General features: G+C 61.7%; 24 protein-coding genes and 2 tRNA genes. 11 read left to right on the forward strand and 15 right to left on the reverse strand.

Features of this window, described 5'->3' with window-relative positions; translation table 11 throughout:
- Positions 1-15: 15 nt before the first annotated feature.
- From sseA to BLQ76_RS22345, 7 genes are all read right to left on the reverse strand, one after another.
- Positions 16-906, reverse strand: coding sequence for a 3-mercaptopyruvate sulfurtransferase (gene sseA / locus BLQ76_RS09505; RefSeq protein WP_090672367.1), 891 nt, complete (start codon positions 904-906; stop codon positions 16-18).
- A 40-nt stretch (positions 907-946) separates the two neighbouring features.
- Entirely contained in the window at positions 947-1684 is a 738-nt protein-coding gene (locus tag BLQ76_RS09510; RefSeq protein ID WP_090672370.1) for an alanyl-tRNA editing protein, read from the reverse strand.
- On the reverse strand, positions 1681-2724 hold the full coding sequence (locus BLQ76_RS09515; protein WP_090672373.1) for a cysteine synthase A: 1044 nt from the start codon (positions 2722-2724) through the stop codon (positions 1681-1683). The genes BLQ76_RS09510 and BLQ76_RS09515 overlap by 4 nt, the downstream gene beginning before the upstream one ends.
- A gap of 74 nt (positions 2725-2798) precedes the next feature.
- A complete protein-coding gene (locus BLQ76_RS09520) occupies positions 2799-4268 on the reverse strand; it encodes a cryptochrome/photolyase family protein (protein ID WP_090672376.1) in 1470 nt (489 codons plus the stop codon).
- A 78-nt stretch (positions 4269-4346) separates the two neighbouring features.
- Positions 4347-4664 (reverse strand): hypothetical protein, encoded by a 318-nt coding sequence (locus BLQ76_RS09525; protein WP_090672378.1) that lies wholly within the window; start codon positions 4662-4664, stop codon positions 4347-4349.
- A gap of 119 nt (positions 4665-4783) precedes the next feature.
- Positions 4784-4857, reverse strand: a tRNA-Cys gene (locus tag BLQ76_RS09530).
- Positions 4858-5010: 153 nt separating this feature from the next.
- Positions 5011-5358 (reverse strand): hypothetical protein, encoded by a 348-nt coding sequence (locus BLQ76_RS22345; RefSeq protein ID WP_210184160.1) that lies wholly within the window; start codon positions 5356-5358, stop codon positions 5011-5013.
- A gap of 187 nt (positions 5359-5545) precedes the next feature.
- Here BLQ76_RS22345 and BLQ76_RS09540 point away from each other — a divergent pair.
- From BLQ76_RS09540 to BLQ76_RS09550, 3 genes are all read left to right on the forward strand, one after another.
- Positions 5546-5620, forward strand: a tRNA-Asn gene (locus BLQ76_RS09540).
- Between the two features lie 134 nt (positions 5621-5754).
- Positions 5755-7143: a magnesium transporter gene (gene mgtE / locus BLQ76_RS09545; protein WP_090672381.1), complete on the forward strand. Its 1389-nt coding sequence runs from the start codon at positions 5755-5757 to the stop codon at positions 7141-7143.
- Positions 7144-7216: 73 nt separating this feature from the next.
- Complete coding sequence (locus BLQ76_RS09550) at positions 7217-7609, forward strand: MerR family transcriptional regulator (RefSeq protein WP_090672383.1); 393 nt, start codon at positions 7217-7219, stop codon at positions 7607-7609.
- Between the two features lie 12 nt (positions 7610-7621).
- On the opposite strand, the gene BLQ76_RS09555 is transcribed toward BLQ76_RS09550, so the two are convergent.
- Positions 7622-8530, reverse strand: a complete 909-nt coding sequence (locus BLQ76_RS09555; RefSeq protein ID WP_244519555.1) for an acetyltransferase domain-containing protein — start codon at positions 8528-8530, stop codon at positions 7622-7624.
- Positions 8531-8675: 145 nt separating this feature from the next.
- On the opposite strand from BLQ76_RS09555, the gene BLQ76_RS09560 reads away from it, so the two are divergent.
- Positions 8676-9506: an aldo/keto reductase gene (locus tag BLQ76_RS09560; protein ID WP_090672388.1), complete on the forward strand. Its 831-nt coding sequence runs from the start codon at positions 8676-8678 to the stop codon at positions 9504-9506.
- Positions 9507-9668: 162 nt separating this feature from the next.
- Positions 9669-10325 (forward strand): YdcF family protein, encoded by a 657-nt coding sequence (locus tag BLQ76_RS09565; RefSeq protein ID WP_244519556.1) that lies wholly within the window; start codon positions 9669-9671, stop codon positions 10323-10325.
- Here BLQ76_RS09565 and BLQ76_RS22790 read toward each other — a convergent pair.
- Positions 10256-10549, reverse strand: coding sequence for a DUF3253 domain-containing protein (locus tag BLQ76_RS22790; protein WP_090672394.1), 294 nt, complete (start codon positions 10547-10549; stop codon positions 10256-10258). The two genes, BLQ76_RS09565 and BLQ76_RS22790, sit on opposite strands and share 70 nt — an antisense overlap.
- Entirely contained in the window at positions 10546-11259 is a 714-nt protein-coding gene (locus BLQ76_RS09575) for a DUF599 domain-containing protein (protein ID WP_090672397.1), read from the reverse strand. Before BLQ76_RS09575 ends, BLQ76_RS22790 begins: the two co-directional genes overlap by 4 nt.
- 81 nt (positions 11260-11340) lie before the next feature.
- Between BLQ76_RS09575 and BLQ76_RS09580 the strand changes: the two genes are divergently transcribed.
- The gene (locus BLQ76_RS09580; RefSeq protein WP_342028251.1) at positions 11341-11799 is read left to right on the forward strand and encodes a DUF1489 family protein; all 459 of its coding nucleotides are present in this window, start codon (positions 11341-11343) and stop codon (positions 11797-11799) included.
- Positions 11800-12180: 381 nt separating this feature from the next.
- Here BLQ76_RS09580 and BLQ76_RS09590 read toward each other — a convergent pair whose 3' ends face one another.
- Positions 12181-13686 carry a D-alanyl-D-alanine carboxypeptidase gene (locus tag BLQ76_RS09590; RefSeq protein ID WP_090672400.1) on the reverse strand — a complete coding sequence of 502 codons (1506 nt, stop codon included), beginning with the start codon at positions 13684-13686 and terminating at the stop codon, positions 12181-12183.
- A 319-nt stretch (positions 13687-14005) separates the two neighbouring features.
- On the opposite strand from BLQ76_RS09590, the gene BLQ76_RS09595 reads away from it, so the two are divergent.
- From BLQ76_RS09595 to BLQ76_RS09615, 5 genes are all read left to right on the forward strand, one after another.
- On the forward strand, positions 14006-14386 hold the full coding sequence (locus BLQ76_RS09595; protein ID WP_090672403.1) for a phasin family protein: 381 nt from the start codon (positions 14006-14008) through the stop codon (positions 14384-14386).
- 247 nt (positions 14387-14633) lie between these two features.
- Positions 14634-14963, forward strand: coding sequence for an ATP-dependent Clp protease adapter ClpS (gene clpS, locus BLQ76_RS09600; RefSeq protein WP_090672406.1), 330 nt, complete (start codon positions 14634-14636; stop codon positions 14961-14963).
- A gap of 8 nt (positions 14964-14971) precedes the next feature.
- A complete protein-coding gene (gene clpA / locus BLQ76_RS09605) occupies positions 14972-17467 on the forward strand; it encodes an ATP-dependent Clp protease ATP-binding subunit ClpA (RefSeq protein WP_090672409.1) in 2496 nt (831 codons plus the stop codon).
- A 77-nt stretch (positions 17468-17544) separates the two neighbouring features.
- Positions 17545-18291 carry an AzlC family ABC transporter permease gene (locus BLQ76_RS09610; protein ID WP_090672412.1) on the forward strand — a complete coding sequence of 249 codons (747 nt, stop codon included), beginning with the start codon at positions 17545-17547 and terminating at the stop codon, positions 18289-18291.
- Positions 18288-18653, forward strand: coding sequence for an AzlD domain-containing protein (locus BLQ76_RS09615; RefSeq protein WP_090672415.1), 366 nt, complete (start codon positions 18288-18290; stop codon positions 18651-18653). The genes BLQ76_RS09610 and BLQ76_RS09615 overlap by 4 nt, the downstream gene beginning before the upstream one ends.
- On the opposite strand, the gene BLQ76_RS09620 is transcribed toward BLQ76_RS09615, so the two are convergent.
- Genes BLQ76_RS09620 through BLQ76_RS09635 form a run of 4 tightly spaced genes read right to left on the reverse strand, consistent with a single transcriptional unit; the run spans position 18650 to position 21536 of the window.
- Entirely contained in the window at positions 18650-19084 is a 435-nt protein-coding gene (locus BLQ76_RS09620) for an HIT family protein (RefSeq protein WP_090672417.1), read from the reverse strand. The genes BLQ76_RS09615 and BLQ76_RS09620 overlap by 4 nt on opposite strands.
- A 31-nt stretch (positions 19085-19115) precedes the next feature.
- Positions 19116-20318 carry a GNAT family N-acetyltransferase gene (locus tag BLQ76_RS09625; RefSeq protein WP_244519557.1) on the reverse strand — a complete coding sequence of 401 codons (1203 nt, stop codon included), beginning with the start codon at positions 20316-20318 and terminating at the stop codon, positions 19116-19118.
- 25 nt (positions 20319-20343) lie between these two features.
- Entirely contained in the window at positions 20344-21072 is a 729-nt protein-coding gene (locus tag BLQ76_RS09630; RefSeq protein WP_244519558.1) for a glycerophosphodiester phosphodiesterase family protein, read from the reverse strand.
- A complete protein-coding gene (locus BLQ76_RS09635; protein ID WP_090672747.1) occupies positions 21069-21536 on the reverse strand; it encodes a RidA family protein in 468 nt (155 codons plus the stop codon). The genes BLQ76_RS09630 and BLQ76_RS09635 overlap by 4 nt, the downstream gene beginning before the upstream one ends.
- Positions 21537-21560: the final 24 nt, after the last annotated feature.

A 21560-nucleotide genomic window follows, 5' to 3' on the forward strand; every position in this document is an offset into this window, starting at 1 on the left:
GTCGCGGCGCATCCATCAGGTTGCGGGTCCGGTCTCGACCGGTGTATCCGCGAGTGAACCCCATTCAGTCCAAGAACCGTCGTAGAGCCGCGTATCGCTGACGCCAAGCCTCGCCAGGGCCAACGTCACGACAGCAGCCGTTACGCCCGAACCGCAACTCGTGACGATCGAACGATCCAAATCGACACCCGCGCGTTCGAAAGCGGCTCTGATCGCGTCCGGATCCATCAGACGTCCGTCGCGGACGAGATCCGTGAAGGGCAGGGACCGGGCCCCGGGCATGTGACCGGAGCGAACACCGGCTCGAGGCTCCGGGACGTCGCCGCGAAACCGCTCAGCCAACCGGGCATCAACAATCTGGCCGTCGTCAACCCCCGAAACGATAGCCTGAACGTCCGATAGCGAGGCGACAGCCGCAATGTCCAGACGGGCATCGAAGTGACCGCGGCGGCGCGGCGCAACGCTCGTCTCGATCGGGTAACCTCCCTCGCGCCAAGCAGGGAAACCGCCGTCGAGGATACGAACATCACGTGCGCCGAACGTCCGAAGCATCCACCAAAGGCGTGGCGCACTGAACAATCCAAGGCCGTCGTAGACGACGATGGTATCCAAGTCCGACACACCCAGTTCGGAGAGCGCGTTCCCGAACGTTGCAGCATCCGGGAGACTATGCGGGAGGTCGGAGTCTGCTGCAACAACCGTGTCATGATCGAAGAAAACGGCTCCGGGTATATGCCCCGCCTCATATTCGGGTCGTGCAAACCGCTTTTGCGCCGGTAGGTACCAAGAGCCGTCAACGACGGAGAGTCCTGGATGCCCGATCCGGGAAGCCAGTTCAGATGCCGACACGGCGAAGGGGTTGGAACTCAACTCGACCTCGTCACAAATGCTGCGCTCTGTCAGCATACGGGTATGTCTCAAAAGGCAAAATGCGGACTCGAAACCGTTACGGCAGGTCACCGAACCTGAGGCGGATCCGTCGGTTGGTGCGCCCCTTCTTTTCGACCTTCCCTACGTGCAGGGTACCGATCTCTCTCGTTTCGAGAACATGCGTTCCTCCGCACGGCTGGGAATCGATTGCGCCGTCTAGACCGATCGTCACGAGACGCACACGACCGGAACCTCGTGGCGGTTTGACGTTCGCAGATTTAACGAGACCCGGGTTTGCGTCGAGCTCGTCGTCTGTGATCCATCGGGTGCCGACCGCGTGGTTGGCGTCCACCAACCGCTGCAATCCCAGCGTCACGGCTTCCTTGTCGATATCGGCCTCGGGCCAGTCGAAGTCGATTCGTCCCTCGTCCTCTCCAACCGCGGCGCCCGTCACAGGATAGGGACACACGACCGTCAGAAGATGCAGCGCCGTATGCATGCGCATCAGCTTGTAGCGTCGCGCCCAATCAACGTGCAGGACAACCGTTTCCCCGATGCTCGGAAGCTCGCTTCCAGGTGCTGCGACGAGGACAATACGCAGGCGATCGTCCGAGCGACGCGTATCGACAATGGAGATTTGGCGACCGTCCTCCCGCTCGATGAACCCGGTATCGCCCGGCTGCCCGCCTCCGGCCGGATAGAAGTTGGATCGCGCGACTGCGATACCGGTCTCTCCATCGAGGCCGACCACCGCGCTTTCAAGCGTCGATAGGTAGGCATCGTCCAGATACGCCGCCTCGGTTGCCGTGCTCACGCCGGCGCTCCTTCGAACGGGATATCGTAGCGCGGTTCCCGCTCGAGCCATTCCGGAACCGGCAGGTTCTTCGAGCGGAGGAAGGCCGGATTGAAGAGCTTCGACTGATAGCGGTTTCCATAATCGCACAGGATCGTCACGATCGTATGTCCCGGACCCATTTCTCGGGCCATGCGGATCGCCCCGGCAATATTGATGCCGGACGATCCTCCCAGGCAAAGCCCTTCCTCTCCAATCAGATCGAAGACGATCGGCAAGGCTTCCTCGTCCGGGATCTGGTAGGAGAAGTCCGGCGCGAAACCCTCGAGGTTGGCCGTGATGCGACCCTGCCCGATGCCTTCCGTGATTGAACTGCCTTCCGCCTGTAGTTCACCGGCCGTGTAGTAGCGGAAAAGCGATGCGCCGAAGGGGTCAGCCAGACCGATCTTCACATGGCTCGAATGCCGTTTGAGCCCCATGGCCGTTCCCGCAAGGGTGCCACCAGTTCCCACGGCACAGATGAAGCCGTCGATCTGCCCGCCGGTCTGCTGCCAGATCTCCTCCGCTGTCGTCACGACATGTCCATCGCGATTGGCCGTGTTGTCGAACTGATTGGCCCAAATCGCTCCGGCAGAATGCGTCCGCGCAAGCTGCTCTGCCAGGCGGCCGGACAGCTTCACGTAGTTGTCGGGATGACGATAGGGGACCGCCGGCACCTCGATGAGGTCCGCGCCCATAAGACGCAACGCGTCCTTCTTTTCCTGACTTTGCGTCTCGGGGATGACGATCACAGTCTTATAGCCGAGCGCGTCAGCGACGAGGGCAAGGCCGATGCCCGTGTTGCCCGCGGTGCCCTCGACGATGATCCCGCCGGGCGCCAAGAGGCCTCTTTCCTCCGCATCGCGAATGATGAAAAGACCCGCACGGTCCTTTACGGACTGCCCAGGATTGAGGAACTCCGCCTTCCCATAGATCTCGCAACCCGTTTCCTCGGAGGCCCGGCGGAGGCGGATCAGTGGGGTATTACCGATGGCGTCGAGAACCGAATGGTGGCGTGACATGGATGCTGGTTCGCCCTGCGTCGACGGTTATCCGTGTGGGTTAAGACTTCGCCCGGACCGGAGCAAGGCAGAAGTCAGTTCTTCACCACCTCATAGGCTTTCAGCGCTCTCGCTCGTGCCTCGCCATGATCGACGATGGGTTTGGGATACGTCTTCCCAAGTTCGACGCCAGCCCTTGCCAATACCGTGTCACTGGCCAGCCAGGGCGCATGCAAGGCATCGTTCGGCAATTTTGCGAGTTCAGGAACGTATCGGCGGATGTAGCCGCCCTTCGGATCGAACTTCTCGCTTTGCGTCACCGGATTGAAGATGCGGAAGAACGGTTGGGCATCCGCTCCGGTGCCCGCGATCCATTGCCATTGAGCGGTATTGTTGGCGATATCCCCGTCGACCAACGTATCCCAGAACCACGCTTCCCCATCGCGCCAATCAATCAGGAGATCTCGCGTGAGGAAGGATGCAACGATCATACGCAACCGATTATGCAGCCATCCGGTCGTCCAAAGCTGTCGCATACCCGCGTCGATGATCGGGTAACCGGTCTTTCCGCGCTGCCAAGCCTTGAGTTCGGGCTTTGATTTACGCCACCGCATCTTGTCGAACTTCGGGTTCAGGTTCTCGGACGGCAAGTCGGGAACGTGAAACAGAACGTGATAGTTGAAATCGCGCCAGAGCAACTCGGATCGGAAGTTGGCGAGTTCGGTCTGCGGTATCGACGCGCGCCGCTTGGCGTACTTCGTTGCCGTGTGAAGAACGCGAAATGGCGACACTTCACCCCAACGCAGATGCGGCGACAGACGCGACGACGCATCCTCGGACGGGCGGTCGCGACCCGCCTTGTAGTCCTGCAAATAACGGTCGCAGAACTCCTCGAGTCGCTCCAACGCACCCTCTTCGCCTGGCTTCCAGTGTTCGCCGAACCCCTCAGCCCAATCCACGGTCTGCGGAAGAAGCTTCCAAGATGCGAGCTCATCTGATTTGGGCGATCGGTCCGGGGCCTTCAGTTTCTTCGGCGGATCCCAGGGCTCACGGGCTGGCGCGCCACCCTCTACCTTTTCGCGGAAAGGCTTGAAGACCTTATAGAACGTTCCGCTTCCCGTTAGGATTGCCGTGGGGTCGTGGAGAAAGTTCGCCACGAAACGAGCGATGCTCAAGTTCGGAAGTACTTTTTCGACCGCGTCGTCCTGGGCGACGGCTGGCGGTTCGAGCCTTCGATTGATGTAGAGGCTCGTGGCCTTCACCTCTTGCGCAAGCCGAACAAGGACCTCAGCGGACTGTCCTCGGCGGAGGATAAGCGGCGAGCCCAAGGTCTGCAGTCTGGGTGCCAGCGCTTCGAGAGAGCGATGCAGCCACCAGCGATGGGCCCCACCAAGGCGCCGCAGGTGCTCGCCCTCCTCATCGTGAATGACGACCGGCACGACAGGTCGACCCGTCTCGGCGGCATGGAACAACGCCGGATTGTCGTCGAGGCGGAGATCGTTGCGAAGCCAGACGATGATCGGACCATCACCTTCGTCCTTCGCTTCTCCGTCATCCGAAATCATCGCACCGACCCCTTCGCGTATCACTAGCCGGCGGCAGAGATAGGTGGATCGGTAGTCGGGACGATAGTTTGACCGAGGTTAAGCGACAACGTGAGGCAGGAAGGGCGCGCGTGGCACCGTAGTACCAACCTCTGGGGTCACGTTTCGCCCGCGTGCCGACCAGCGTTCCGCGATATCCGCAGCCTCGCCCACGGTCAGCGTGATCTCGTCGTTCCAGTTCAGACCGAAGAGCGGGCGGGACTGGCCGAACTCTCGCCACTCCATCAGCAGAAGGTCCCAAGCGGTCGGCGTTTCATGTGCGCGATCGAGCATCCAGAGCAACTTGCTCTTCTTCAAGCGAACCGAACCGTACGCCAGCAAATCAAGGAACAGCGAGTGCAACGCAATCGTCTTCAATCTAACCACCCAAACGTTGGAATTTCCTAACGTTTATATGGGGGTTAGCGGCTATGTTCGCAAGAAATGCGGGCTCGCATATCCGTTGGATCGCGCACTCAACGAATCCATGGATGGGTTGGAGGCCTCGGCCGGAATCGAACCGGCGTGCAAGGATTTGCAGTCCTCTGCGTAACCACTCCGCCACGAGGCCTCAACGAGCGTCTACCTACTGAGGTGACCGGCGTTCCGCAAGAGCCGTAAGGTCATTCTTCCCCGGCCATGAGCGAAGACGGAGAAGTGATGGGACCGGGGTCGGTCGGGCGCGCCAGTGTCGATCCCTGACCATTGTTCGATCGTGCATCCGTCAACGCGAAAGGAAGCGCGGCACCCGAAAACGGAGAAACTTCCGCGGACGGTGGGGCAGGGTCGCGGCCATCGCGCGCTGACGCTGCCGACGACGTCCCCATTTCACCTCGCTGCGACGTCGCATACGACGCACGGCCGGAATATCGATGGAGAGGATCACGAGACCGAGCGGAAGCATCCAGATGCCGAGAACCGGTAGGAAACTGAAGATGCCGCCCAGGACGAAGAGGACGCCCACCGCCATACGGGCGAGTCTGTTGGACGGCAGTCGAAACGTTCGGCCCATTACCTCGAGCGTGTGCCCGCGAACGCGGAAGAAGCCGCCCGTCTTCGTCGGTTCAGTCATGCGCTATCGCGGTCCTCAAAGACGGCACCAAGAGTTTCATAGCGGCACCACATGGCGATTGGGTTACGCCGAAACCACGCCGGAAACGAGGACGCCCGCATATTTTCTCGCAAAAGACCCGATCGCGACTTGGCAAACCGAAAAAGGCTGGGCTATAGCGACGCCATCCGCAGCCGCTGCGGATCGTTCCCCGGTAGCTCAGTGGTAGAGCAATCGACTGTTAATCGATCGGTCGCTGGTTCGAATCCGGCCCGGGGAGCCACAAGCACTTTCACCGCGCGCTTTGTATGGCTCACCGCCAAACCGGTGGGCTCCATAGGCTGTTGTGTCGGAAGACGTCTGACATCTTCGCGATAGATGCTATCGCCCGGGCATGGTGTGGGCTGGGAGAGTGGCATGTCGGAGCCGGTACAAGCCGTCGCGGAACGGGATGTGTTGGACGAAGACGACGGTATCTCGCCTCATCTTCTAGGCTCCGTCCGCGCGGCCCTGGCCGCCGAAGATCGTGATCGCCTGCTACGTGAACTCTCCGACCTGCATCAAAGCGAACTCGGGCGTCTGCTGGAACGACTCACGCCGTTCGAGCGGACGGCTCTCGTCGACTTTGTCGGCGCGGACTTCGACTATTCCGCGCTGACGGAAGTCGACGAGGCCATACGGCTCGACATTCTTCAGACCCTGTCGAGTGAACGTGTTGCCCAAGCCCTCGGCACGTTGGAGTCCGACGACGCGGTTTACATCCTCGAGGATCTTCCCGAAGACACCCGCAATGCCGTCCTGGAGCACATTCCCTTTGCGGAGCGGCTTCGTCTGCGGCGTGCGCTCGAGTACCCCGCGGAAACGGCGGGACGCCGGATGCAGACCGAGTACGTCGCGGCACCGCCATATTGGTCCGTTGCGCAAACGTTGGATTATCTCCGCAGCGATCCCAACCTGCCGGACCGGTTCTCGGAGATATTCGTCGTCGATCCGCGTTTCCGTCTGATGGGATCCGTCGCCCTTCCGAACCTCCTGCGTGCGTCGACACGGACCCTGATCGAGACGTTTGTCGACCCCGATCCGCAAGCCATCGCGGCGGAGATGGATCAGGAAGAAGCCGCTCGGCTTTTCGAGCGTTACGACCTTCTGTCCGCTGCCGTCGTCGACGAAGACGGCCGCTTGGTCGGCGTGCTCACGATCGACGACATCGTCGACGTGATCCAGTCCGAGGCCGACGAGGACATCAGGCTTCTGGGTGGCGTCGGCGATGAGGAACTGTCGGATACGGTCGCTCAGATCACGCGGTCGCGCTTCTCGTGGCTGTTGATCAACCTCGCCACGGCCATTCTCGCATCGCTTGTGATCGATATGTTCGACGCAACGATCCAACAGATGGTCGCACTAGCGGTGTTGATGCCGATCGTCGCGTCGATGGGTGGCAACGCCGGCACCCAGACGATGACGGTGGCTGTCCGCGCGTTGGCGACACGGGATCTGACGATTCACAACGCGTGGCGTGTCGTACGTCGCGAAACAACCGTGTCGTGTCTCAACGGGGCGCTTTTCGCGGTCCTCATCGGCCTCGTTGCGTCCGTCTGGTTCTCCAGCACGGCGTTGGGACTGGTGATCGCGGCCGCGATGATCATCAACATGTTGGCGGCTGGCCTTGCCGGTATCCTGATTCCGCTCTTGATCGATCGGGCTGGTGCGGATCCGGCGATCGCCTCTGGAACGTTCGTAACGACCGTCACGGACGTCGTCGGCTTCTTCGCCTTCCTCGGTCTGGCGACGTTGTTCTTTACCTAGCGAACGGTGCGCGTTTGACTTTTACGTAAGAACGGGACCATGCAGAGGCATCGTCCAGTGCGGCCGGAGTTCGATGCGCGAGTATTATACGATCACCGAGTTGACGCGGGAGTTCGACATCTCGACGCGCACGATCCGGTTCTATGAGGACGAAGGTCTCATCTCGCCGGTTCGCCGAGGCCGCACACGTCTCTTCCGACAGTCCGATCGCCATCTTCTCCGCATGATCCTGCGCGGTAAGCGACTTGGCTTCTCCATCGCGGAAATCCGGGAAATCATGGGGATGTATCGCAGTCCTCCAGGTGAGGCTGGGCAGCTACGGACCATCATTCGCAAGGTCAGCGACCGGCGTCGTGAACTCGAACAAAAGCGCCGTGACATCGACGACCTCTTGGGCGAATTGGACCAGGCTGAGGAAGCTTGCCTGACCCGCATGGCGGAGCTTGGGATTGCACCCAGCGCGTGATGCTGTCGGCCTCTAGGGTTCGACGGAACACGCCGCCACGCTGTCTCGGACTCGCGCCTCACGTGCCGCATCAAGGCGTCCCATCAACGTGTCGGCCAGAAGATTTTGGCGTGTCAGGTCATCGCGGACGCAAGCGCAGTAGCGCGTGCAGAAGGCCGCCTCCCGGTCCGGCAAACAGCCCCGTTCGCAGCTTTGCGTGAAATAGCGGGTCTGGTCGGGCGGAGCTACGAAGCTCAGTGCCGCGACGAGGGCGAGCGAAACGGGTTGGTGGATGAGGTAGAAGGCGAGCGACCTGCGACCGAGCCAAGCCAATGGGTGCAGGCGGCGCAGCCGAGCGTTCAATTGTCCCAACCACTCGATGAAGCGCGTGATGACGGCAAGCTGGCCGAGTGCGATACCGGCGACGACCACACCGAACCATGGGAATACCGGAACGAAGTCGTTCGAAATCGGCGCAGAAGCCGAAAACCCGATCCAGGCGAGCCAGCGTGTATCGGTCAGATGTGTCGTGATCGTATTGCCGGCCAACAGGATGGCTGCGGCCAGAGCGAGGTTCATCCAGAACGGCAGCGAAAGGAGGGACATTCCCGCAACGCTCGCAAACGCGATCAGATGGAGAATACCGAAGAAGACGAAGCTCTGCGGCGTCACGAATGCCGTGACGATCGAAATCGCGGCGGCTCCCGCCGCGATCATGAGGATTCGCTTGATCCGAGACCGCCGACGCGTTGCCGGATTCTGACCTAGAACGAGGCCGATCCCAACCAGAAGCAGGAACGTCGTGGCGATCGCTCGTGCATAGAGACGCCAGCCACCCTCCGTTGCATAGGCTGGGGGCAGGTAGCCGAAAAACTCCAGATCCCACGTGAAATGGTAGCTCGCCATCGCCAGCAATGCGACGCCACGCAGGACATCGAGCACCTCGATGCGCTGCCCGGGAAACTGACGTCCACTACTGGTCATTGCGTCGCTCCACTGGCAGCACGGTCGATCCGCCTATCTGAAACGGCGCGACGTGGCGACCGGAATGACGCGAAACCGCGTCCGCAACAGGCAGGGAACCTCCATGAAATTCATCGAAGCCTCCGGCGCACGCATTCCCGCTATCGGTCTGGGAACCTACCAACTGCGCGGTGAGGCTTGCACAAACCTCGTCGCGCGCGCGATCGAAGCGGGCTATCGGCACATCGATACGGCGCGTATGTACGGCAACGAGAGAGACGTCGGCCAGGGCATCCGCGCAAGCGGCATCGCACGCGACGAACTCTTCGTAACGACCAAGATTTGGCATGATCAGATCGGGTCGGCTGATCTGGTTGACTCGGCACGAGCCGCGGTCGACGCGATCGGTATCGGTACGGTCGACCTCCTTCTCATTCATTGGCCGAACGCTGACATCCCGTTGGAAGACTCGATACAAGCGCTGAACGAAGCGCGGAGCCTCGGCCTCTCCCATCATATTGGCGTTGCCAATTTCACGAGTGCCATGATGGATGACGCGAGCGCCATCTCGGAGGCGCCCCTGATCTGCAATCAGGTCGAATATCATCCGTTCATCTCGCAGGAAGCCATACTCGGAGCCTGCGAGCGACACGACATGGCTCTTGTTGCCTATTCACCGATCGGGCAGGGGAAGGATCTTTTGTCCCACCCGACAATCCAGGGTGTCGCACAGGCGCATCGTCGCTCTCCCGCTCAGATCGTCCTGCGCTGGGAAATCGAACAGCCCCGGGTCGCCGCGATACCCCGCACAGCAAACCCGGATCGACTAACCGAGAATCTGGATGTCTTCTCGTTCGAACTCACTCCCGAGGAACGTCGTGCGATCTCCGAACTCGGAAGCCGGCGGCAACGTCTCGTCGATCCGGGCTTCGCCCCGAACTGGGATCGAGTCTGACGCATGTTCTTCGCTGTCTCGAAGGTTGGATGGTACCTCGTCCAGCCGCTCGTCGTTATCCTTCTGCTGCTGGGCGCTGGTCTCCTCTTCTGGTTCCTCAGAATGCCCCGGACCGGGGGAACGCTGCTGACGGTCGGATGCCTCGCCCTGTTCGTCATCAGCGTGACGCCCCTCGGCATTCTCATGATGTCGATCTTGGAGAACCGGTTTCCTCGCCCGAATTTGCCTGCACGGGTCACCGGCATCGTCGTACTCGGTGGATCCTTCGATACGAAGATCGCGCGGACGCGAAACCTACCCGAACTCAACGAGGCGGCGGACCGCATCACGACGGCTTTGAGCTTGGCACGTCGCTTCCCCGAAGCACGGGTGCTGTTCACGGGTGGGTCGGCCGCGATGCTCGAAGAGGACATCGCGGAAACCGACCTCGCGAGACAAATGTTTCCCGATCTGGGTCTGGACCCGTCTCGGTTGGAACTGGAGGATCAAGCGCGGAATACGGAGGAAAACGCTCGTTACTCGCGCGCGCTTGCACGGCCAGCGCCCGGCGAAACCTGGCTACTCGTCACGTCCGCTTACCATATGCCGCGATCGGTCGGATGCTTCCGCCAAGCTGGATTCGAGGTTCTACCTTATCCGACGGACTACCAGACGCCTGGAGGTGCCGCCGCATATTCGCCGTCCACCGCGACGATCCGCAACGTCGAGAAGGTTCATTTCGCAATCCGCGAGTATCTTGGTCTCGCGGCTTACTGGTTGACCGGCAAGACCGATGCGCTCTTCCCCGCACCCGCTGCCGCGGCCGAGGAGATACGATAAACACCGCGAAGATCCGCCGGATCGATCTGACGACCCTTGCGTAACAGGACGACGCGCCCTTTCTCCGCCAACTTGATCGCCTCACGACGAATGGGCGTCATCAGAAGACGCCACTGCTTCTCGTCGCTACCAACAAGGGAGCGTGCGATCTCGGCCGGGTCGACGGGCCGCTCCGCTCGCTCCTCGACCATGCTGATGATGCGATCACGTATGTCCTTGCTCATGTTGCATCCCTTTCGGTCACGGCGAGACTGCGGTTCGCGTCGGACAGGAACTGGCGTCGCAACAGCGTGAGAACGACGATCAGCGTTGTCGCAGCCAGAACGACAGGGCCAACGAACCAGCCGAGATAGGCGAGGCCGAAGAATACCGCACGCAGACCCGCGTTGAAATTTCGTCCGGCAATCCGGTTCATCGACAGCGCGCGCTGAAGGGCTGCTTCGGCGAATTCGGGCCGCCGTTCCGCTTCCTGCCGCATGGGTACCGCACCGATCAGAATCGTGCAGTAGTTGAAGAGCCGATACGCCCAGCCGAACTTGAAGAACGCGTACACGAAGATCGTAACCAAGCCGAGCAGTTTCACCTCGACAAGACCACGCTCCAATGCTCCCACGAACGGGAGATCGGTCGTGACGGCGGCGATGCGTTCAGCCGATCCGATCAAGGCGAAACAGCCGCCGATCGCGAAGATGCAGGCGGACGCGAAGAAGCCGGTGCCCTGCTGGAGCCCCGACATGATCGCCGTGTCGATCATGCGTAACTCTCGCAACAGCATCGTGCGCATCCATGCCTCGCGCTGCTGGTTCATGCGGCGACTGAGACCGCCCTGCGACCAACGGCTGCGATCGACGATCAGGCTGTAGGTCCCCCAGCCGACCAGAAAGAAGGTGAGGGCGGCCAGGTCGCCAGAGCCCAAGAGTTGACTGAAAGGCATCGGACATTCCGTCGGACCACAACGATCCTGCGCGTCCTACCATTGCCTGCCCAGTTCGTCAGCGCGCTTGACGACGTCCTCATGTGGACGCAAACCGATCGCATGCCGCTACATATGATCAAGGTTTGCGTGGGCGTGGAGACCGTCGAGGATTTGGAGGCCTGGACCGATCAGCGACGTGCGGAACGGCGCGCGCGCGGCGAGCCCGACGAACAGTTTCATATCACCCGGGTCATGCCGAAGAGGGCCGATGAAATCCTGGATGGTGGATCGCTCTTTTGGGTGATCCGCGGTCACGTCCAGGTCCGACAGCCCGTGATCCGTTTTGAAACAATGCGAACGGAAGACGGTATCGACCGCTGCCGCATTGTGCTTGCCCCGGAGTTCCGGCGGACCTCATGGCTGGCAAGGCGGCCGTTTCAAGGCTGGCGGTACCTGATCGGAGAAGATGCGCCTGCCGACCTTGGTGCCGATGAACAGGATATTCTGACTTTGCCTCCCGCATTGCGGCGGGAGCTTGCCGATTTAGGTCTGATCTAACCCCGACGCATCCCGTCCAGGGACAGTCGAACGGCCCGATACCCCGGTTGCCCGGCCACCTGAAGCCGGACCTGCGCCTGCGGCTGAGCGGAGCGCCAAGCTCTTGCACCATGACACAGGAGGAGTCCGACCAGATCCTTGGCTCGAACGCGCGACCGACCGTCCCGGTAGTCGCCGAGGCGGACCGAGGCTTGCTGAAGCGGGTGCAGGCCAATTTCCGGACGACGCACGGCAGACGAGGGGGCTAGTTCGAGAGTATCGGTTTCGAAGGTCATGGCGATCTCGATCGACAAGCGGAGGTTGGGGCATGGTTCGGGCGTCCGTGGCGGCGACGGTCGCCACGTGGAGTCGTCAGAGGCAGGCAGAGAGCGATGCTGGACGTTAGTTGGCGATCGCGTAGCAGGCGTAGGATCTGCTCTTCAGCGCATCGCAAGCGGCGTTGGCTTCGGCCTTCGTATCGAAGCCGGCGAAGCGGGCCCGATACAGGGTCTGATTCCCCGACCCAACAGCTTGCGTGAACGGTTGAGCCTTCGCGAGGGCTTGCCCAACCCGGCGCTGTGCTTCCGACAGCATGTCGAGCGCCGTGGCTTGGGCAGGTGTCGCGGCGATCTGGACGACCCACGACGAAGCTGCGTCCGACGGCACGGATGCCGGTGTCTGCGTTGCCGCTTGTGCAGCGGACGCGATCCGGGGCATCGCAAGAGGTGCTTCGGCCTGCGATCGCCGGGAGCCGGTGGGCGCCAAGGCGTTGGCTACGGGCACGTCCATGCGCGGCATCGCTTGCTGACTGTCGAGTGCCGCGCGCAGAGCGTCGCGCCCGATGATCGTTCGCGGTTCGGATCGCGTGAGCGCATTCATCGCCCCCGCGGCATTCGAGCCGTAAGCTTCCGCTACCCGTGCGTTGATGCTCGACGAGCGACGCGTTGGTGTCGGCACGGTGTCGGGAACGAGCGAAGCCACCTCGGTCGCATGACGGGTGACGGCGGGGCCACGCTTCGACGGAGAATAGGCGGCGATCAGCGGTGCGCCATCCTGTCCGCTCGCCTTCGGCAGATACTCCTTCACCAACTCCGCCATGTGGTCGTCGCGCGACCGAGCTGTGCGACCGCCCATGACAGCTGCAACCAGCTTCTTGTTGCCGCGCACGACCGACGTCACGAGATTGAATCCCGAAGCATTGATGTAGCCGGTCTTGATACCGTCCACGCCCTGAACGCGGCCCAGGAGTCGATTGTGATTTCCGATTGTCTGACCGCGGAAATTAAAGGACCGGGTGCTGAAGTAGCGGTAGTACTGAGGGAAATGCTCACGCAGCGCGATGCCAAGCGTCGCCATATCGCGCGCGGTCGTATGCTGATCCGTGTTGGGCAGGCCGTTCGCATTACGGAACACCGTGCGCGACATTCCTAGCTGCCGAGCCTTGCTGGTCATCATCTGCGCGAACTGGGACTCCGTTCCGCCGAGATATTCCCCGATCACGACCGCTGCGTCGTTGGCGGAACGCGTCACCAGCGCGAAGATGCCTTCCTCGACCGAGAGCGTCGAGCCGACTTTCATCCCAAGCTTGGACGGTGGCCGTCCCGCCGCGTAGGCAGAGACTTTCATCGGCGTGGAAAGGGTTGCACGACCCGTCTCCAATGCCTCGAAGAGCATGTACAGCGTCATCATCTTGGTCAGCGACGCCGGATAGCGTTGCTCGTCGGCGCTCTTCGCGAACAGCACCTTTCCGTTGTTGGCATCGATTACGATGGCTGCGTATCGATCGTCAGCCGCCTGAGCATGCGTCGGAACTGCGTGAGCGACCACCACGCCACTGACCGCAAGCAGGCCGGCCGTGCGAGCCAACCGACGGACGAGAAGTTTGATCTTCGGAAACGCTATGGGCACCAGGCAGCTCTCTCGTTCGCGTTTCGAGACACTGCCATCCCCATCCGGCTGCACCGAAAGAGGAGCCACTACAATGGTTTCGATGTCTCACTTGAGGCAAAGCTACGCTGGGCGACCTTACCAATCGGTTTATGGTTGCCGGAACCTTGTGGTCTGATGGTGTCATTTGACGGATCTGTCACCGTTTCCCGAGCAATCACAGTCTTGGGATGTGCCGGAACAGTGCTGACACAACCGGCCCCTTGACCGTTTTTGTGCACTGCAATATGTATGTTGCAGCGCCGTCGCGCGTGACGGCATATCCGCGAGGGAGATGACTATGGACGGGTACGAAAACGCCAATCGAGCTTACGACAACGCCAACCGCGTTGGATCGGAAGCGATGAACAACGCCTTGAAGTCGATGTCTGCGATGACGAAGGGTTTCCAGCAGATTGCGACGGAGACTGGTGAGTTCACGAAGCGTTCGTTCGAGCAGTCCGCACAAATGTTCGAGAAGCTGTCGCAGGTGCGCACCCTCGATAAGGCGGTCGAGCTCCAGAGCGAGTTCGCCCGTACGGCCTACGACACCTGGATGAGCCAGGCCAACAAGATGGCCGGGCTCTACTCCGATATCGCGAGAGACGCCTACAAGCCGTTCGAGGCCACCGGCTTCGCTGCCGCGCAGGCGGCGAAGGACGAGGTTCGCCAGGCCGGCTGAGGCCGAGCGCCTTCCGCAGTGTTCGATGAGAAAAGGGGCCCGGTTTAGACCGGGCCTTTTTTCGTTCGGCATGGCGAGCCATCTATGGAAGCGGCCGAACGAACGGCCGGCTCGCCGGCGCAATTTTGCCGCAACCGGCGAGCGTCTTAAAATGCGTCACGGGGCGCATACATACCGAGGCATGATCAGGGTGACATCAGTGAAGAAGCTCGACGGGGATCGCCTTGGTGGACGCTGCGGCCCACGCATGCAGGCCGACAAGACCGACGGCAACGATACCGATCGTAACACCTCGGTCATCACACGCACAAAACCGAAGACGAAGCGCCCGAGCCTTTACAGGGTGCTCCTCCTGAACGACGATTACACCCCGATGGAGTTCGTGATCCACGTCCTGGAGCGGTTCTTCCAGAAGGACCGTGAGGCTGCGACCCGGATCATGTTGCATGTCCACAAGCATGGGGTCGGCGAATGCGGCGTCTACACATACGAGGTCGCCGAGACCAAGGTGACCCAGGTCATGGATTTCGCCCGTCAGCACCAACATCCGCTTCAATGCGTGATGGAAAAGAATTGAGGTGAAGCTTGCCTACATTCTCGCAAAGCCTGGAGAAGTCCCTCCATCAGGCTCTCACCTACGCCAATGAGCGACACCAGGAATTCGCGACCCTGGAACACCTTTTGCTGGCGCTGCTCGAGGACAAGGATGCAGCGGCAGTGATGAAGGGCTGCAGCGTGGATATCGACACGTTGCGCGCCTCGCTTACGGAGTACATCGACAACCAACTCGCGAACCTCGTCACACTGCAGGACGAGGACTCCAAGCCGACCGCAGGTTTCCATCGCGTCATTCAGCGTGCGGTCATTCACGTGCAGTCCTCAGGCCGCGAAGAGGTGACAGGCGCCAACGTCCTGGTCGCCATATTCGCCGAACGTGAGAGCCATGCGGCGTTCTTCCTGCAGGAGCAGGAGATGACCCGCTACGATGCCGTCAATTTCATATCTCACGGAATTTCCAAGCGTCCCGGGGCGTCGGAGAGCCGCACCGTTCGCGGAGCGGAGGACGAGCAGTCGACCATGGGTACCGAGGAGGAAGGGCGCCGCAAGAACGCCCAGGATGCGCTCACTGCCTACTGCGTGAATCTCAACGAGAAGGCCAAGGGCGGTCGCATTGATCCGCTGATCGGCCGTGCGAACGAGATCAACCGCACGATCCAGGTCCTGTGCCGGCGCTCGAAGAACAACCCGCTTTATGTGGGCGACCCCGGTGTCGGCAAGACCGCAATCGCCGAAGGTCTCGCCAAGCGCATCGTCGAGGGCGACGTTCCCGAGGTTCTGGCGGATGCCACGATCTTCTCGCTCGACATGGGAACGCTTCTGGCTGGAACGCGCTACCGCGGCGATTTCGAGGAGCGACTGAAGCAGGTCGTCAAGGAGCTTGAGGAATATCCGGGCGCCGTCCTCTTCATCGACGAGATTCATACCGTCATCGGTGCGGGCGCGACGTCCGGCGGTGCGATGGATGCCTCGAACCTCTTGAAGCCGGCGTTGTCGTCTGGGGCGATCCGTTGCATCGGCTCGACGACGTACAAGGAGTATCGACAGTTCTTCGAGAAGGATCGGGCGCTCGTCCGGCGCTTCCAGAAGATCGACGTCGCCGAGCCGACCGTCGAGGATGCGATCTCGATCCTCAAGGGGCTGAAGCCCTACTTCGAGGACTTCCACCACGTGAAGTTCTCGAATGATGCGATCCGCTCTGCGGTCGAGCTTTCGGCGCGCTACATCAACGACCGCAAGCTGCCGGACAAGGCGATCGATGTGATCGACGAAACGGGCGCGTCGCAGATGCTTCTGCCCGAAGCCAAGCGCAAGAAGAGTATCGGCGTAAAGGAGATCGAGGCGACCGTCGCCACGATGGCACGGATCCCGCCGAAGTCGGTCTCGAAGGACGACGAAGAGGTTCTGTCGAACCTGTCCGAGCAGTTGAAGCGGGTGGTCTACGGCCAGGACTCGGCGATCGAGAACCTGACGACCGCGATCAAACTGGCGAGGGCGGGCCTTCGGGAGCCGGAGAAGCCGATCGGTTCCTACCTGTTTTCGGGTCCGACGGGCGTCGGCAAGACGGAGGTCGCCAAGCAGTTGGCCTCTTCGCTCGGCATCGAGCTCCTGCGCTTCGACATGTCCGAATACATGGAGAGGCACACGGTCTCGCGCCTGATTGGAGCGCCTCCGGGCTATGTCGGCTTCGACCAGGGTGGCCTGCTGACCGACGGCGTCGATCAGCATCCGCACTGCGTGCTCTTGCTCGATGAGATCGAGAAGGCGCATCCGGATCTCTTCAACATTCTGCTGCAGGTCATGGATCACGGCCAGCTGACGGATCACAACGGCAAGAAGATCGACTTCCGCAACGTCATTCTCATCATGACGACGAACGCGGGCGCATCGGAGTCGCAGCGCGCGGCGATCGGGTTTGGTTCGACCCGCCGGACGGGCGACGACGTCGAGGCGATCAATCGCCTCTTCACGCCGGAGTTCCGCAACCGCCTGGATGCGATCATCCCGTTCGGCGCTCTGCCGACGCCCGTGATCCACGAGGTGGTCCAGAAGTTCATTCTGCAGCTCGAGGCTCAGCTCTCGGAGCGCGGCGTCACCTTCGAACTCGACGAGGCAGCGATCGCCTGGCTCGCTGACAAGGGGTACGACGAGCATATGGGCGCGCGGCCACTTGGACGCACGATTCAGGAATACGTCAAGAAACCGCTGGCGGATGAGGTCCTGTTCGGCAAGCTCAAGCGCGGCGGCACGGTCAAGGTGACGGTGGTCGACGACGAGAAGGGCGGCAAGAAGCTGCATCTCGAGGCTATCGCCGATGAGACGCCGATCAAGACGAAGCGTTCGGGCGACGGTCGGGTTCGCCGTGCCAAGGTCTCGCCGGACGGCGAGGAGATCGTCGACGAGGCGGACGACGACTTCGACGACGCTGAGGATGTCGACGACGAGTCAGAGATCGACCCGGAGCCGCCGACCGGAGGCAAGCGGGCAGGGACCGTTCCGAAAGTTCCCCGCAAGCTGAACTGATGTTCTAAGGGAAGGCCGCTCCGTTCGGAGCGGCCTTTTCTCTGCGACCCGTACGGGTCGGTGACGGAACGCACAGCATGGCAAACGGCGTGGCAGGCGACGTGTCGGATGCTTCCGACCGGACATGGATTTTGCGCGGAATGCGTCAGGTCCTGTCGCCGCCTGCGCTCATTCTTGTGACCGCGCACCTTGGCTTCGCGGGGCTTGCGCGTGACGCGGGCGTCGACTGGCTCGAAGCAAGCTTCATGGTCGGCGCGATTTGGGCGTTGCCAGCCAATCTGATCCTGTTAGGGGCGATCACCGCTGGTTCGTCGCTAGCGGCAACAGCGCTTGCGGTCGGGCTGTCGTCACTCCGCTTGATGCCGATGGTCCTTGCGCTTCTGCCCGAGATGCGGGCACCTCGCACGCGGACGTCCACGCTGTTCGTCCTCTCGCACTTTATCGCCATCACCGCCTGGGTCGTGGCGATGGAGAAGCTGTCGACGATCCCTCGCGATAAGCGCACGGCCTACTTCGGCGGATTTGCCGTCACGCTCTGCACAATCAACGTGATCGCAGTTGCCTTTGCATTCAATCTCATGGGTCAGCTACCGGCGATCGCGACCGGCGCGCTGGCCTTTTTTACGCCGGTTTACTTCCTGACGTCGCTGTTCGGGTCTGCTCGTGATTTATCGGGTCGCCTCGCGCTTCTCACCGGCATGCTAGCGGTTCCGCCCGCCAACTGGCTCGCACCCGAGTTCGATATCTTGATCGCCGGGATCGTCGGTGGCGCCGTCGCCTTCGGCATGGGCCGCTGGATCGGAAGAAGGCGCGACGTGCGATGAGCGCGTTTGGCTATGACGCCATCGACGCCGCCTGGTGGCCGTTCGTCTTCGTGTTGCTTGCCGGATGGTTGCCGACCGACGTCTGGCGCTGGCTCGGCGTCGCCTCGGCTGGACGCTTCGACGATGCGTCGCCCGCGCTCGCCGTCGCGCGCACGGTCGCCACCTCCCTCGTTGCGGCCGTGATCGCCCGCCTCGTTCTCTACCCGACGGGCTCGCTCGCGGACATCCCGACCTCAGTTCGCATCTCGGCGGTCGTTCTCGGCTTTGCTGCCTACTACTGGCTCGGGCGCCATACGCTCCTCGCCATCCTCGTCGCCGAGATCGTGCTTCTCGGCGTTCCTTGGGCGATGGGGTCGTTCTAGCCGCCGTCCTGGTCGAGCGACGCGCGGATACGGGCGGCCTGCTCGGCAAGCAAGTTCGGATCCGCCATCACGCCGGCATGGGATATCAGAGGCTCGCCCTCGTAGCGCGGAATGACGTGAACGTGGAGGTGGAACACGGTCTGTCCGGCGGGCGCCTCGTTGAATTGCGATATCGTCACGCCGTCGGCATCAAAAGCCCGCTTTGCAGCGCGCGCCAGCCGGGCAACCGCTGGGAGCAACGAAGACAGCGTCGCATCAGACGCGTCGAGAACGTTGCGTGACGGCGCCTTCGGCACGACGAGGCAATGTCCCTTCGACTGAGGCATGACGTCCATGAAGGCGACCACGTCGTCGGTCTCGAAGATGCGAGCGGACGGCAACTCGCCACGCAGGATTCGGGCGAAGATGTTGTTCTCGTCGTATGCGGTCATGGCGCGTCCTGGCTTCAAGCGGAAGGAAACTTCAATCGTCCTGCTGGAGCTCGCCGCGTCGGAAGGGCGTGTGCTCGGAGAGGATAGCCTGCGTGCGTTCGACGTCGCGCCGCTCCCGCGTGAGGTAGCGGTCGATTGCGTCTCGCAATCCGTCGTTCGCAATGTAATGGGCGGAGTGGGTCATGACGGGCTCATAGCCACGTGCCAGCTTGTGTTCGCCTTGCGCCCCCGCTTCGACGACCTCAAGGCCATGCTCGATCGCGTAATCAATCGCCTGATTGTAGCAGACCTCGAAATGCAGGAACGGATGCTCCTCGGTGCAGCCCCAGTAGCGTCCATAAATTCGGTTCGCACCGACCATGTTGAGTGCGCCCGCGATGTACCGCCCCTCGCGCTTGGCCATGACAAGCACGACAGCGTCGCCCATTCGTTCACCGAGAAGCGAGAAGAAGCGCCGATTAAGGTAAGGACGACCCCATTTTCGGCTTCCCGTATCCATATAGAAGGAGAAGAAGCTGTCCCAGACCGCCTCGGTGAGGTCTATGCCCGTCAGCTGCTCGATCGTTATGCCGTTGGCCAGCGCGTCGCGTCGCTCGCGGCGCAAGACCTTGCGCTTGCGCGATGCAAGCGTCTCTAGAAAATCGTCGTAGCTGCCGTATCCGCGGTTGACGAAATGGAACTGCTGGTCCGTGCGATGCAGGAAGTCATCGCCTTCCATCGCCGCGAGATCCGCCGCTTCCAGAAAGGTCGCGTGGGCTGACGAGACGCCCGTCTGCCCGATATACGCCTTGACCGCCTCGCAGAGCGCCAGACGCAGGCCGTCCCCTGCGCTACCGACCAGAAGACGCGGTCCGGTGGCCGGCGTGAATGGGACAGAGATCTGAAGTTTCGGATAGTACCGTCCGCCTGCCCGCTCGAAGGCATCGGCCCAACCGTGATCGAACACGTATTCGCCTTGGCTGTGACCCTTGAGGTAGGCCGGCACGAGACCTAGGATCGAGCCGACCGATGTCTCGAGGACGAGATGCTGCGGCAGCCAACCGGCCTTGCGACCAACGCTTCCAGAATCTTCCAGGCATGACAGGAAAGCGTGCCGGACGAACGGATTGAGAGTACGTCCAGGCACGGTTGCGGCCAGCCCGTCCCAGCGATCGGCATCGATGCCGCCGATCGATTCCGAGACCCGAAGCACAAGCGTGTCGCCATCGATCTCGTCAGGCATGGTCGTGGTCATGAAGCGAGCCTTTCCCGGGTCCGGCTCACGCGTCGGGCACGAACCCTTCGAACGTCATCTGGTCCGCGTGCCGTGTGCTACGCGTGACCTCGTCCGGGGTGCGAACCGTCCAGCTGATGACCGGCAACCCGAGCGATCCTCGAACATCGTCGGTGAACGCGTTCGGAAGATGGTGGACATTATAGGATGTGAAGCCGCATCGTCCTGCGAACAGGGCAGAATGCCGCTCCAGTTCCTCGGGACGAGTACCCTCGGCCGTCAGTCCAACCGGCAGCCGAGCACCAAAGGCCTCCACAGCCTTCCGCACGAGCCACTCGTCGAACGACATGAGAGCGAGGGGGCCGGAATAGGTCTCCACAAGCGGACGCAGCCGTTCGATGAAGTCCTGATCGCTATCTTCATCGGTTCCCTTCAATTCGGCGACGATTGGAACGGAACCGTTCACGACGGCAAGCATCTGCGAAAAACTCGGGATCGTTTCTGCTGAGCCGGCAAGAGGGAGGGTTGAGAGTTCCTCGGCCGACACCTCGACAACGTGCCGGAGGTCGCCGCACATGCGCTCAAGTGTGGCATCGTGAAAGACAACGGGCACTCGATCGCTCGACAGATGCAGATCGCATTCGATGGCAAACCCATGCTGGATGGCACGAGAGAAGGCTGCCAGCGAGTTCTCAGGCACCGAACGGTTGCCATCATGGAGTCCTCGGTGCGCAATCGGCTGGGCCGTCAGCCATGCGATGTCCAGCGTGCTCACTGCGCGATCTCGAACAGCGCCTCGATCTCGACGGCCGCATCAAGCGGAAGCGCGGGAACCCCGACCGCAGAGCGCGCGTGACGTCCGCGCTCGCCCAGAATCTCGACGAGAAAGTCCGAGGCGCCGTTGGCAACCTTATGCTGTTCGGTGAAGCTCGGCGCACTTGCGACGAAAACCGTCAGCTTGAGGAGACGCCCAATCTTTTCGAGGTCGCCGAGCGCACTCTTGGCCTGTGCGAGAATGTTGATCGCACAAAGGCGCGCCGCCTTCTGCCCGTCTTCCAGTGAGACGCCCTCGCCGAGCTTGCCGGATACGCCGATGGCACCGCCCTCGAGTGGGAGTTGCCCGGATGTTTGAAGCATCGAGCCAAAGAGAACGAAGGGAACGTAGTTGGCGGCCGGCGCAGCGGCGTTGGGAAGGTTCACGCCCTTGTCGGCGAGCCGACTATCGATCGTTGCGGTCATGCTGGGCCTTTTTGCCTTGTTCGT

This window comes from Aureimonas jatrophae, from assembly GCF_900104035.1.
In the GTDB taxonomy this organism is placed as follows: domain Bacteria; phylum Pseudomonadota; class Alphaproteobacteria; order Rhizobiales; family Rhizobiaceae; genus Aureimonas; species Aureimonas jatrophae.